The sequence below is a fragment of the Galbibacter sp. BG1 genome, assembly GCF_013391805.1.
Classification (GTDB): Bacteria; Bacteroidota; Bacteroidia; order Flavobacteriales; family Flavobacteriaceae; genus Galbibacter.
The window spans coordinates 1,761,492-1,774,403 of the sequence record NZ_CP058364.1 but is presented as its reverse complement, the minus strand read 5'-3'; the positions used below and the strand labels follow the sequence as shown (position 1 = coordinate 1,774,403).

Sequence of the window (12,912 nt, the reverse complement as noted above, 5' to 3'; positions counted from 1 at the left end):
TTTTCTGTTTTTAGCAAAAATAGAAATTATATTGTTTTTGAAAATTAATCTCCTTTAAACCAAGATGCGTAGGTTACATAACTATTTGCAATGCGCTCCACTTCATTCTTACTGAGATCTTCACTGATATCTTTTACTTTCTTAGCGGGAACCCCCGCATAAATAGCGCCTGATTCCACCCTGGTATTCTGGGTTACCACTGCCCCAGCGGCTATAATGGCGTTGCTTTCTACCACACAATTATCCATAACGATGCTTCCCATACCAATAAGCACGTTATCCTGTATGGTACAACCATGAACGATGGCATTATGACCAATAGATACATTATTGCCAATAGTGGTAGGGTATTTTTTATAGGTACAATGAATTACGGCCCCGTCTTGAATATTTACTTTGTTGCCAATTTTTATGTAATGCACATCGCCTCGCACTACAGCATTAAACCATACACTGCAATAGTCGCCCATTTCTACATCGCCGACAACGGTGGCGTTTTCAGCAAGAAAAATGTCTTTCCCAAAAGACGGATGTTTTCCGTTAACTCCTTTTACTATCATATTCCCTTCGTTTACACAAAGGTAACGTTAGCACATTAATTTACCGCAGGGCATTTACAATTATATCGCTTCTCTCCTTGACCGAAATCGTAACCAATGGTTATTTGATGAAATCCGCCTTCATCAAAGCGGATATCCCCTTGTTGATAAGAGTAATTGTAAGAGAACATAAAATGCTTGAGGTTAACGCCAATAAACGGTGTGACCAATTGAAGTTTTTGTGAAGTAGTACCTCCACCTATTTCATATTGTGCTCCGTCGAAGCTTCTTCGATAGGACAATCCGCCCCATACAGTGCCAAAATCAAGCTCCCTATATACTTTCGCGTTTAAATCCACCGAAGATTCTTCGGTATATTCCGCAAATTGCAAAAGAAAAGATGGTTCTACCTGCCAGAGGTTCTTACCAAACACATACCCGGCAGAAAACAAATAACGCCTAAGGTTATCAATTTCTTCCGCAGAATAGAGATCCCTTCCACTTCCTAGCAGATTACGCACCGTGAAATGTGCATAAAACTCTAAAAAGTTATAAGACATCCCTGCATCGATATTAAAGTAATTTACATTGTTACTTGTTCCAGTAATAATTGGGTCTGGAATAATAGACACAAATTCCGATTCGTCCAATCTACTTTGAAGAAAGCCAACATTAAGACCAAAAGAAAGTTGATTTACTCCGTCCCTATAATCAGATAACGTTAGATGATGTGCATAAGTAAGCTTCATTCCAGTTTGCGAATGATATCCATTTCGGTCGTTGAACAAAATCGCTCCAACTCCACTTTTCTCACCCACCCTAACATTTGCACTCATAGTTTGCAAAGCAGGGGCTCGTTCCACATCGAACCATTGTTTTCTAGCTGTGAGACGAATTTTGCCGCCCTGGCTTACACCGGCCATGGAAGGATGGATTAAATAATAATTATCTGATAAATAATCGAAATATACAGGAATACCCTCTTGGGCATAAGTATTAGCAAGGGAAAGAACCAATAGTACAAAAGCACCAAATCTAGCGAAAAAAGCCATTAGCGTATTTTAAATTAGTAGGTTATGCCTCCAAATATATTAAAAGATGGCTTATGTTTCGTAATTTTGCCATAAATTAGATGAAATGGAATCCTTTAAAATAAAAATACAGCCTACCAACCGCCCGGCAATCGTTAAATTTGAAGCCAATAAATTTTTAACCCGGAAGCAAAATTACGAGTTTAAAAATGTAGATGAAGCTAAAAATTCACCCTTAGCGAAGCAGCTTTTTTACCTTCCTTTTACCAAAACTGTATATATCTCGGGAAATTTTGTAGCAGTGGAAAGATACGACATCGTGGAGTGGCCAGATGTTCAAAATGAAGTTGCAGAACAAATTGAAAATTATTTAAATTCTGGAGAGCCCGTAATTATCGAGGATGAAAACACACCTTCTAAAGTACCAGTGACCGTATACGCCGAAAGCACTCCCAACCCGGCTGCTTTAAAGTTTGTATGCAATAAAAAACTTGTGCTTTCTACCTACGAATTTAAAAATATTGAAGAAGCTAAAAACTCGCCTCTTGCCAGCGGTCTTTTTCATTTTCCTTTTGTAAAGGAAGTATTTATTGATGAGAATTACATCTCCATTTTAAAATACGACATCGCCGAATGGGACGATATTGTTGTGGAGTTAAGAGAATATATTAGAAAATATATTGAAGAAGGCAAAGAGATTGTTTTGGATGCTGCAGCAGCTTCGTCTCCAAATGCACAAACCGCCACAACCAATAATAAAAGTGTAGACACCGAAAACTTGGACGATACGTCCAAAGAAATTATTGATATATTAGAAGAATATGTAAAACCAGCCGTTGCGAGTGATGGTGGTAATATTTTGTTTCAATCGTATGATGAAAACTCTAAAACAGTAAGTGTTATACTTCAAGGAGCATGCAGTGGTTGTCCATCTTCTACATTTACACTGAAGAACGGAATAGAAAACATGCTAAAAAGTATGTTGGAAGGGAAAGTAAACGAAGTCGTTGCTATTAACGGGTAAACCCAAAAAAGCATAACTGAAAAAAAGGCCTGGAAAATCGTGATTTTTCAGGCCTTTTGTAGTTACTTATTCAGTATATAAAATTTTGCTCTTTTTGGAAATTCCATTTTCATTAAACGCCTCCACCTGATAATAATATCCCTGATCGGTATTTAGAGCCCTTAATTCATAATCAGGTTCTCCGTACATCAGTGCAGAAAGGTTTAATTTGTCTTTAGAAATCCCCCAGTAAATCACATACCCTGTCGCATCCTTAACCTTTTTCCAGGTTAATAAGGTGTTTCTTCTATCTTCTTGACGTTCTGCCGAAAAATCTTTTGGCGTTTTTGGATTTTTTTCTTTTCCGTTACCGAATACCCTAAGCTCTGAGATCGCTAAATATTCATTAGTACAATATACATGGTTGTATTTAATATATTGTGCTTCCACCGGATTTGAAAGCTCAATATAACCATGGGGCATATCCCTATTGTTTTTGGAATAATCGGCAATGGTTTTCCACTTTTTACCATCCAAAGATGCTTCGATAGTAAAACGTTGTTTTAGGGTATCAGGTTTACCAAAAACGTTGCTTTTGTAATCTTGAAAGTTGATCTGGATTGCTTTTACATCCATTGGCTTTTCTAAATCCATTTGAACATAAATAGAATCGTTGTTTGCGGCAGATACCCAATAAGACCTTATTTCTTCATCATTGATCTTTTCAATTTCATATCCCTTTATCTGCTCTTGCATATATCCTTTCTCGCTTTCGTCTACCACTTTACTTTCGCCTTCCACTATAGCAGAATTGGTACTAACGGGTTTATTGTAGGAAAGCAACATCCAGCCCGTAAAGCGTTCTTTATGGTCTTTTACCTCAGTACCGGGTAAATATTGGGGATAGTCTCCATAAGCTGTATTCACAAACATTTGTCCGTTTTCCTCAAAACCGGCAGGGTACATCCCGAGTCTTCTTTCAAACTTATAGTTAACAGAAATGGCCATGGTAGAAAAATGCCAATAATTACCATTATTATCTTTTACCGTGCTTCCATGCCCAGAACCTTTTAAAAAACCACCAGGCTTATAGGAGATGGGATTGTATGGCGCATAAGTAAAAGGCCCAAGCGGACTCTTACTGGTGTAAACACCGTCGGCATAAACATTCCATTGCGTACCAGGAGCACCATATTCCAAATAGTAAGTATCGCCGTGTTTTACCATCCAAGGGCCTTCGATAAAAGGTTTAATTTCCGATTTATGATCTTGACCAAAACGTTCCCAGCCATGTTTTTCTGGCTCTAAATTGAATAAATCTTTTTGTTCCCCTATAGGAATATAATAGTTTGCAGTATCCAACTCCACGCCATGGATTGGCCACTTGTTGGAAGACTCCTCATATAAATACACTCTATTGTCATCATCCACAAAAAGATCTGGATCCTGCACTCCGTTGGGAACGTTTATAACCGCATAATTCGTTTTCCAATCGCCTAACTCCGGATTATCGGTTTCTATTACTGCCCCGCGGCCAGATGGATCTCCCAACACTAAAATTTTGCCATTTCTAACGGCCGCTGCAGGTGCATTGCTCCCATTAAAATACCAACCTTGGGGTTTTATAAATTTCCACGAGCTCATATCCGAAGATACCCAATAACCATGCGATCGGGTCACAAACATATAATACTTACCCTTAAAATTCACTATGGCGGGATCTGCCCCAGAACGGTAAGAAACATCGCTCCTACCTCGATAATGAGACATGTATGTATAATCCAGATCTATGGGGTTACAGTACGTTTTGTAGTCTTTTTTTGAAAGGGTTTCTTGTGCATTTAACTGAAGAAAGGTAACAAATACCAATAATGAAAATAGTAATCGTTGAGATGTTTTACTGCTTAAAATCATACCAAAAAAATTTATATGGATAAATCCCGAAACTAGTCAAAACCCAAGATATGGCACAAGAAATACGCTACATCACTAATACATCATAAAAGAAAATGGCTTCTTTTTAACTTTTTCAACCTAAAAATTTCACAGTAAAATGAGTTTTCATATAAGAATGTCCATTATTTTTTGATCCGTTTATAGTTTTCCTGAAATTCATCAAAAAGGGTAAGTAGATTTATGGTTGCCGTAATTAAGTCTTTTGTCTCCAGTAGGAGTCCGAAATACAACTTTGTGTTTTTGGGGCTTGTTTCTGTACTTCTAATACGTTCAATTTGTTTCTGAATCAGATTAGAAACGTGATCCAACAGTTCTTTCTTATCTTCAATAATTGAGGCTATATCTGAAAAACTCTGAGATTCGAAGTCCTTTATTATTCTATTGAAAAGTTCTTCCAATTGATTATTAATGCGCTTTAAATCACGTATCTGATTGAATTTTAAATTTTTATGGTTGTTATTCACATGCGAATAACTGTTCTTCCCGATATAGCCTATAGATTGTAGCATATCTTGAAGATTGTCCAGCGTAAGAATATAAAACTTACTGGCTTCCACTGAACTTTCATCCAGCGACTTGATAAAATAGAAAATATCACTCTTTAAAGTTTCCACTTCATCATCGAGTTTTTTCAACTGTTTTTTAGATTTTTTAAGCTTCGCCAGATCCTGAAGCCCCAAATTATCCACAACATCGCTATAGATCTTACTGATTCTTTTGATTACTCCGGAAATATTATCGGAACTGTCGGTGATTATCTCATTAATGGTAATCAAAGAGGTTCTGTCTATCTTTTCCTCACCATCCAATTCCCTTTGCTTTTTCCGGTAAGTCACAAAGCTTCTTATCAGTAAAACTACCGCAACTATTAAAAGGATAATTATCGCCCATCCTTCCCCGTAAAAAATGATGGTAGAAAAAATTGCTGCCGCAATAAACGCAACCACAGCGGTTACAAACCATCCGCCGATAACGTTAAAAACCCCAGCTACCCTATAAACCGCACTTTCCCTTCCCCATGCTTTATCGGAAAGGGATGTTCCCATAGCCACCATAAAAGATACATAGGTAGTCGACAAAGGAAGTTTTAGGGATGTGGCCATGGAAATTAAAATACTGGCCACCATTAAATTTACCGATGCCCTCACCATATCGAATGCAGGTTCCTCGCTATTTCTTTTGGCTTTTTTTTCTGAAGGTTTGGAAAACCTAGCTTCTATTTTAGACTGAATATTGTTTGGAATAACATATGAGATCGCTTCGTTCAAACTCACGGTACTTCTTACTACCAATCGGGAAAGAAAATTCGGTTCAAACTTTTCATGCCCCTCACCGCTTCTTGCCAAGTTAATTTCGGTATACATTACAGATCGGGCCTTTTTAGACAACCAAAGTGTAACTACCATAACCATTCCAGCAAACACCAGCAAATAGGTTGGTGTTTCCACTTGCCCAGACAGACTGTTCATAGCAAAATCGCTGGGTAAAACTCCAGTAGCCTCATATGCCCCTTGCCATAACTCGAAAGATTGAAAGGCAGCAATAGGAACACCAATAAAGTTTACCAAATCATTTCCTGCAAAGGCTAAAGCCAACGCAAAAGTCCCTACAAGGATAATTATTTTTAATACGCTGTATTTTGTGAATTGTATTAAAATTTGCGACATAAGGGTAAAAAACACAAAGCAACCCAATACAATTAAAAGTTTGTTATTGTCTACAAACTCTAAAAACGATGCCGGAATAACAGTAACCCCTTTTATTCCTTTTATCAAGATAAAGTAAGTTATCGAAGTAATTGCTACTCCCCCAAAAATACCGCCAACATATTTCATTCGCTTTTCAAATTGAAATGAAAAAATTAACCGGGAGATCCATTGAACAAAAGCACCGACCGTAAAAGCGATAACTACCGATAACAAAATACCCAAAATAATTTCAATGGCTTTATCACTGTTTATGTAATTCGCCAAGGTAGCCATGGAATCGTCGGCTTCCAAAATTTTTAAAATTGATATAGCCACTGAAGCTCCAAGCAATTCAAAAACAATGGAAACAGTAGTAGAAGTTGGCAACTCTAGGGAATTAAACAAATCTAAAAGCAATACATCTGTAATCATCACCGAAATGAAAATGATCATGATTTCATCAAAATAAAATTGCCCCGGATTAAAAATCCCCTTTCGGGCCACTTCCATAAGGCCAGAGGAAAATATTGCTCCTACTGCAACACCGATACTGGCTATTAAGAGAATGGTCCTTAAGGAAGCTGCTTTAGAACCTACGGCAGAATTTAAAAAGTTTACGGCGTCGTTACTTACGCCTACGGTTAAATCGATAACGGCTAAAACAAATAAGGCCGCTAATAATAAAATATAAAATTGTTCCATAAATTATCTTGCTCACTAGTGAAGCTTAATTCCTTTTTTTTGCATCTAAAAGCTTGCATCGGCTTTTAAAACATGACTTAAACCTTTTTTTTGGCTTTAAGACTGCTAGCAAAAATCCATCAAGAAAACTATAAAAGTGTTAATTTAAAGTTACGAAAACATTACCTAAGAAGAAATAACTCTTTATTAACGTAATAGTTAGCCTCTCAAATTTCATGTTTTGCAGAAATTCCACTATCTTTAAAGATAACGACTAATTAACATCAAAAAAATAAATATTATGGCAGTTTTAAAAGTAATTGAAGTATTGGCTAATTCCAGTAAAAGCTGGGAAGACGCCACAAAAACAGCAATCCAAAAAGCGTCAAAATCGGTTAAAAACATAAAATCGGTTTACGTTAATGAGCAAAGTGCGACAGTAAAAAACGGCGAAATAGACAATTACCGAGTGAATGTAAAAATTACTTTCGAACTCGATTAACAATTTTTGAATTAAGAATACTACTGTTTAATAGCCTTTACTATTGAACAGTTTTTTTATGAATAATAACTAAAAAGCATAAATAAAGGAATCTAAAATTTTTGATTTTCTTTAAATGCTTCTAATTTTGAGAAAAACAAAATACTATATGGAAACAGAAGAAGTTTTAACACAGTCAGAAAAATGGGCGAATCAAGCAATCGAATTGGTCATGGAATATGGCCCAAAGGTAGTTGCCGCCATTTTAATTTGGATTATAGGATCATTTATTTTCAGTAGAATTACTAAACTAGTGGATAAGGTAATGGCACGCAGGGAATACGACCTTAGCGTCCGGGAATTCTTATCCAGCTTGTTATACTGGGGGTTTAAAGTATTGCTCATAGTTATTATTTTGGGCACACTGGGGATCGAAACTACTTCCCTTGCTGCCGTGTTAGCTTCCGTAGGTTTGGCCGTTGGTCTTGCCCTTCAAGGTTCTTTGGCGAATTTTGCAGGCGGGGTGCTTTTATTGATTTTTAAACCTTTTAAAGTTGGTGATTTCATCGAGGCACAAGGTCTTTCTGGAACGGTAAAGGAAATAGGAATTGTAAACACAATTTTAAACACTTTTGGGAATCAGCAGGCCATCATTCCAAACGGAAAGCTCTCAAATGACAACATTGTAAATTATAGCGCAGAGCCAACGAGGAGGGAAAAAATTACCGCCGGAATAAGTTACGATTCAGACATTAAGAAAGCTAAAGACGTTCTAATGGAAATTGTTAACGACAACGATAAAATTTTAAAAGATCCTGCACCACAGGTGATGGTAGAGGCACTTGCCGATAGTTCTGTGAATTTATCGTTGAGATACTGGGCTACCAACGAAGATTTTTGGGACTGCCGTTGGTATGTAATGGAAGAAATGAAAAAGAGATTTGATGCAGCAGGCATTGAAATTCCTTACCCACATCAAGTGGAAATACAAAAACAGGCTTAAGTTTTAGGCTTTGTAGTCACAAAGTCTTTTAAATAATAAGGTTCAAAATAGGCGACATCTTCAAAGTCGCCTATTTTATATTTTTCATGAGCCAAAAAGGCCATTTCTTTCGCAGAAGGAAACTCAATTTCAGTAGAAAACACGGCGTTTTTATGTACAATTACCTCTTTACATTTTTCGGCGCCATCACCAATAAAATTTACTTTTCCTTGGTTTAAAAATTTTTCGAAAGCGTTGTCAGTTATAATTTCAGCTTTGGTGTCCCGTAGTTGCTTACCGTCTTTAAACACGGCGGAATAGACTTCCATTCTTCGGGCATCCAACAATGGAACTACAAAATCTTTAGTTGCCAATTTCCCAGCCAATATTGAAAGGGTAGGAACCGAGATTAAAGGCTTTTCCCAGGCGTAACACAAACCTTTGGCGGTAGAAACCCCAATTCTCAACCCTGTGTAAGAGCCAGGGCCCATGCTTACGGCCACAGCGTCTAAATTTGGCTGCCCAGCTTCTGCTAGGGCTTCCTTTATAAAAACATGTAAATTCTCTGCATGAGAATACCCACCATCATTAATTTCCTTTAAAGAAAGTACTTTTCCATCTCGGGAAACACTTACCGAGCAATTGGTAGTTGCTGTTTCTATATTTAAGATTATTGCCATACTGCAAAAATACCAGCTATTTTACCACTCTTCCAAAGGAATTCCGTAATAAAATTTAAGCACTTTCAACCTGAAAATAAAGTCGTATTTAGTTCTAACCAATGTAGCTTCTGCATCGTCGAGTCTGGCCTGTGCCTGACTAAAGTCGAAACTATTCATTAACCCTACATTGTAGCGTTCCTTAGCATAATCGTACGCCAATCTCCTTGCTTCTACCGTTTTACCAGCGGCTTCGTAACTCTTAAAAGAGCCTTTTACATCTACATAGGCTTGGTTAACATCGGTCTCTAAATCGAGTTTATCTTGCTTTAGCTGCAGCTTGGCACGTTCTACATTTATTTGATTCCTTTTAATATTGTTTTTAACATTAAAACCGTTTAAAACAGGAATACTAATCTGTGCCCCGTAAGATATACCATCGTAGATCCACAACTGATCCTTAAAACCGATTAAATCGCCCGTAATAGGATCTCTGTTCTGATCGGAATATCTCGTATTGTAATTTATAAACGCATCTAAAGATGGATACCTGGCACCTTTTGCAATTTCTAAGTCTTTTTGTGCCAATTCTACGTTGGCATTGGACGCTTTAATATCATTTCTAAAAGTAAGGGCTTTTTGAAAAATCTCATCGGAAGAAACACTTAACACAGCATCATCTGGAATAACATATCCTTCATCTACCACATCAAAATTTTCGTAATCGCTAATCTGAAGCAATTGTGCCAAACTTATTCTGGATATTAAAATATTGTTTTCAGCATTTACAATTTGCTGTTCTTGATTGGCAGCCGTGGCTTGAATTTCCAACAAATCACCTTTGGGCAATACGCCGTTATCTACCAATTCTACTGTTCGATCCAAATCCTGCTGAGTGGCTCTATATTGAGCCTTAAGAACTTTTAAAGTCTCCCTGTTTGATAATATTTGCAGATAAGCGTTGGCCACAGCCAAACGGATATCGTCCCGAATATCATCTGCCTGATATTGTGTAGCAATGGCATTCAATTTAGCACGGTTCAAGCGATGAAAATTACGCAGTCCATCAAATAGCGTTAACGTTGATGTTACGTCTCCCGAAGCGGTAAATATATTTGTATTTGTAAAGTTATTGGTTGTCGGGTCGATGGTTAAACCAGAGTTTCCAGAAGCTCTAAGCGATGCGTTTAAATCGGGGATAAAACTCCCAATAGCATCTGATTTATCAATTTTGGCATTCTCCAAATCCAACTCTACCTGTTGAATGGTCAAGTTGTTTTCTTCAGCATAGCGCACACACTCCTCTAAAGTCCAAACTTTTTTTTCTTCGGTTTCCTGAGCAAAAACGGAAACTCCCGCAAAAATTGCTATAACTAATATTTTAAACTTCATACAGCTCATTTTAATTAAATCCCAATTATTAGTCATCTCCTTTCTTATCGTCATCTGCAGATTCAGTTTTATTCCAAACCTTAATTTTATCTTCTTTGGTAATACCCGAAAGAATTTCTACGTTTATTCCATCGGAAACCCCCAACTCTACATCACGGCGCTCATATTCATTTTCCCCGGTCATTACTTCTACATAAGGCTCCTCGGTTTCCTTATCAAACTGAAGAAAAGCTTCTTTTATAGCCAATACATTTTCTTTCTTTTCTAAAATTATAGAAGCATTGGCGCTGTATCCGGCTCTTATAAAAACATCTTCTGGTAATGCTAAATCGGCTTCAATAGTAAATTGTACCGCTCCTTGGTCTTCTACTCCTTTTGGGGCAATAAATTTAAGTTTTGCATCGAATTCCTGATCTTGAACCGCTCCTAATTTTATGGTAATAGGTTGCCCTATTTTTAACTTATCTACCTCTGCCTCATCCACTTTTCCTTCGAAAATCATTTTAGACATATCGGCGATGGTAGCGATGGTGGTACCATCATTAAAATTATTCGCTTCAATAACTTGATCTCCTTCTTTAACCGGAATTTCCAATACGGTTCCATCTACCGTAGCACGAATGTTGGTATTTGCAGTAGCGGATCCTCCAGCGGAACCTACACGAATTATTTGATAATCGTTTCTCGCATTTTCAAGTTCCTGTTTCGCTTGATTGTAGCGTAATTCAATTGCCAAAAAATCTTGACTTGCAACCACACCTTTATCGAATAACTGTTTATTTCTGTCGTACTCTATCTTTGCATTACTCAAAGCTATTTCAGCATTGCTCACGCGTCCTCTAGCACTTACCAAAGCCTGCTCATTGGGTACCACTTTAATTTTTGCAATAAGATCGCCAGATTTTAATTTCACACCTTCTTCTACATTTATGGACTCGATAATCCCAGAAATTTGAGGCTTTATTAATACCTCGTCCTCTGGAATTACTTTCCCGGTCGCAATCACTTTATTGGTAATGGTTTCCTCTGTTGCCGTTTCCGTTTTAAAGGTAACTGCAGGTTTACTGTTTGTTTTTAAAACTCTTACTACAGCATATAGAACTAATATTACTCCTATTGCAATTAAAACGTACTTTAAAATTTTTTTCATCTTTTTAGGATTTTGATTTTTCCTGATTGAATAGTGACAATGCCATTCTACCGGAACCTAATTTTCATTAGGCGTTTCATAGTTGTTTAGTTTATTCTTCTCTTAATGCTTCTATTGGTTTAATTTTCACAGCCCTATTTGCAGGTATCAATCCTATCAACATACTCAAGCCTATCATCAGGATGAATGAAAACAAGATTTGTGGGATGCTTACAGTTGGATTTACAAAGGGAAACTCGTCTGATCCTCCAAACTTATAATCCAAAAAGTGCAGCACTGCCACCGATATAACGAAACCTACCAAGCCTGCAAAGCTTGTAAGTACAATAGATTCTAATATAATTTGACGCTTGATTATCTTTGGGGTTGCCCCGAGCGCCCGTCTCACCCCAATTTCGTTGGTACGCTCTTTAACGGTAATCAACAAAATATTACTCACTGCAATAACTCCTGCCAGCAGGGTGAAAATACCTACAAAGAACGAAAAGCCCTGTAATACAAATGTAAAGGCACTAATCCCTTTAAATATTTCTGAAAAATCGAAAGAACCAATGGCCCTAACATCATCTGGGTGAATGTTATATTTTTGTTTTAAAAGTGTTTTAATTTTTTTCTCTGCAGTAGCTACCTGCTTATCGGGATCTACCAGAATGGCCATCCAACCAATTTTATTTCCACTATTAAATGCTTTCTGAAAAGTGGTAAAAGGAACAAAAACCGCATTTTCACCTTCAAAATTAATGTTGTCATTCTTCTTGAAAATTCCCACTACAGAAAAATAAATACCATTAATTTGAATTGATTTGCCAATGGCGTTTTCACCTTTATCAAAAAGGAGCTTATATGCATCTACCCCTATTACACATACTTTTTTGGCCGCTTCAATATCATTTTGGTTGATAAACCTCCCCTCCACAATTCGCTTTTTTGAAACCAAATCGATACTTGGGTAGTCACCATAAACCCCAGAACCGCTGGACCTCCCTTCACGGTATACCGTAGAAGTTTCACCAAAATCCCCAAGTTGAATACGTGGAGAGATTATATCTACTTCAGAAACCTGCCTTTTAATCAATTCTACATCTTCCAAAGTAAAATCTATTTCCCTGCCCCGTTCAAAGCCCTTGTATGGCATGGAGGTAGACTGTGTCCACATAAACATACTGTTAGTGGCCGTACCTGCAAAAATTTTGTTGAATCCATTAGACATTCCATTGGTAGCACCCAAAAGAAGTATTAAGATCAGAATCGCAAAAATAACACCAAGGGTGGTTAAGAACGTTCTCAGCAAATTTTTACTGAGCGTACTAAAAACTTCACTCCAAAGGTCTCTATCGAATATTCCCATAG

Annotated in this window: 11 protein-coding genes; 3 read left to right on the top strand and 8 right to left on the bottom strand. The window is 37.2% G+C overall.

Annotated elements, in window-relative coordinates:
- Positions 1–44 precede the first annotated feature (44 nt).
- Positions 45–560 carry a gamma carbonic anhydrase family protein gene (locus HX109_RS07840; protein WP_178950867.1) on the bottom strand — a complete coding sequence of 172 codons (516 nt, stop codon included), beginning with the start codon at positions 558–560 and terminating at the stop codon, positions 45–47.
- 35 nt (positions 561–595) lie between these two features.
- Positions 596–1,591, bottom strand: a complete 996-nt coding sequence (locus tag HX109_RS07835; protein ID WP_178950865.1) for a type IX secretion system membrane protein PorP/SprF — start codon at positions 1,589–1,591, stop codon at positions 596–598.
- Between the two features lie 85 nt (positions 1,592–1,676).
- Here HX109_RS07835 and HX109_RS07830 point away from each other — a divergent pair, with 85 nt between their 5' ends.
- A complete protein-coding gene (locus HX109_RS07830) occupies positions 1,677–2,594 on the top strand; it encodes a NifU family protein (RefSeq protein WP_178950863.1) in 918 nt (305 codons plus the stop codon).
- Between the two features lie 66 nt (positions 2,595–2,660).
- On the opposite strand, the gene HX109_RS07825 is transcribed toward HX109_RS07830, so the two are convergent.
- Together HX109_RS07825 and HX109_RS07820 are read right to left on the bottom strand one after the other, a co-directional pair.
- The gene (locus HX109_RS07825) at positions 2,661–4,487 is read right to left on the bottom strand and encodes a family 43 glycosylhydrolase (protein WP_178950861.1); all 1,827 of its coding nucleotides are present in this window, start codon (positions 4,485–4,487) and stop codon (positions 2,661–2,663) included.
- A gap of 164 nt (positions 4,488–4,651) precedes the next feature.
- Positions 4,652–6,919: an inorganic phosphate transporter gene (locus HX109_RS07820; protein ID WP_178950859.1), complete on the bottom strand. Its 2,268-nt coding sequence runs from the start codon at positions 6,917–6,919 to the stop codon at positions 4,652–4,654.
- A gap of 280 nt (positions 6,920–7,199) precedes the next feature.
- Here HX109_RS07820 and HX109_RS07815 point away from each other — a divergent pair, with 280 nt between their 5' ends.
- A complete protein-coding gene (locus HX109_RS07815) occupies positions 7,200–7,400 on the top strand; it encodes a dodecin family protein (protein ID WP_178950857.1) in 201 nt (66 codons plus the stop codon).
- Between the two features lie 148 nt (positions 7,401–7,548).
- Positions 7,549–8,382 carry a mechanosensitive ion channel family protein gene (locus tag HX109_RS07810; protein ID WP_178950856.1) on the top strand — a complete coding sequence of 278 codons (834 nt, stop codon included), beginning with the start codon at positions 7,549–7,551 and terminating at the stop codon, positions 8,380–8,382.
- Here HX109_RS07810 and tsaB read toward each other — a convergent pair.
- From tsaB to HX109_RS07790, 4 genes are all read right to left on the bottom strand, one after another.
- Complete coding sequence (gene tsaB / locus HX109_RS07805; protein ID WP_178950854.1) at positions 8,379–9,041, bottom strand: tRNA (adenosine(37)-N6)-threonylcarbamoyltransferase complex dimerization subunit type 1 TsaB; 663 nt, start codon at positions 9,039–9,041, stop codon at positions 8,379–8,381. The two genes, HX109_RS07810 and tsaB, sit on opposite strands and share 4 nt — an antisense overlap.
- Before the next feature lie 21 nt (positions 9,042–9,062).
- Positions 9,063–10,412, bottom strand: a complete 1,350-nt coding sequence (locus tag HX109_RS07800; protein WP_178950852.1) for a TolC family protein — start codon at positions 10,410–10,412, stop codon at positions 9,063–9,065.
- 28 nt (positions 10,413–10,440) lie between these two features.
- Positions 10,441–11,562 (bottom strand): efflux RND transporter periplasmic adaptor subunit, encoded by a 1,122-nt coding sequence (locus HX109_RS07795; protein WP_178950850.1) that lies wholly within the window; start codon positions 11,560–11,562, stop codon positions 10,441–10,443.
- 91 nt (positions 11,563–11,653) lie between these two features.
- Entirely contained in the window at positions 11,654–12,910 is a 1,257-nt protein-coding gene (locus HX109_RS07790; protein WP_178950848.1) for an ABC transporter permease, read from the bottom strand.
- Between the last annotated feature and the right edge of the window lie 2 nt (positions 12,911–12,912).

Excerpts from the sequence above, each read along its gene's own strand:
- HX109_RS07840 (WP_178950867.1), bottom strand. The coding sequence starts at position 560 with ATGATAGTAAAAGGAGTTAACGGAAAACATCCGTCTTTTGGGAAAGAC.
- HX109_RS07835 (WP_178950865.1), bottom strand. The coding sequence starts at position 1,591 with ATGGCTTTTTTCGCTAGATTTGGTGCTTTTGTACTATTGGTTCTTTCC.
- HX109_RS07830 (WP_178950863.1), top strand. The coding sequence starts at position 1,677 with ATGGAATCCTTTAAAATAAAAATACAGCCTACCAACCGCCCGGCAATC.
- HX109_RS07825 (WP_178950861.1), bottom strand. The coding sequence starts at position 4,487 with ATGATTTTAAGCAGTAAAACATCTCAACGATTACTATTTTCATTATTG.
- HX109_RS07820 (WP_178950859.1), bottom strand. The coding sequence starts at position 6,919 with ATGGAACAATTTTATATTTTATTATTAGCGGCCTTATTTGTTTTAGCC.
- HX109_RS07815 (WP_178950857.1), top strand. The coding sequence starts at position 7,200 with ATGGCAGTTTTAAAAGTAATTGAAGTATTGGCTAATTCCAGTAAAAGC.
- HX109_RS07810 (WP_178950856.1), top strand. The coding sequence starts at position 7,549 with ATGGAAACAGAAGAAGTTTTAACACAGTCAGAAAAATGGGCGAATCAA.
- tsaB (WP_178950854.1), bottom strand. The coding sequence starts at position 9,041 with ATGGCAATAATCTTAAATATAGAAACAGCAACTACCAATTGCTCGGTA.
- HX109_RS07800 (WP_178950852.1), bottom strand. The coding sequence starts at position 10,412 with ATGAAGTTTAAAATATTAGTTATAGCAATTTTTGCGGGAGTTTCCGTT.
- HX109_RS07795 (WP_178950850.1), bottom strand. The coding sequence starts at position 11,562 with ATGAAAAAAATTTTAAAGTACGTTTTAATTGCAATAGGAGTAATATTA.
- HX109_RS07790 (WP_178950848.1), bottom strand. The coding sequence starts at position 12,910 with ATGGGAATATTCGATAGAGACCTTTGGAGTGAAGTTTTTAGTACGCTC.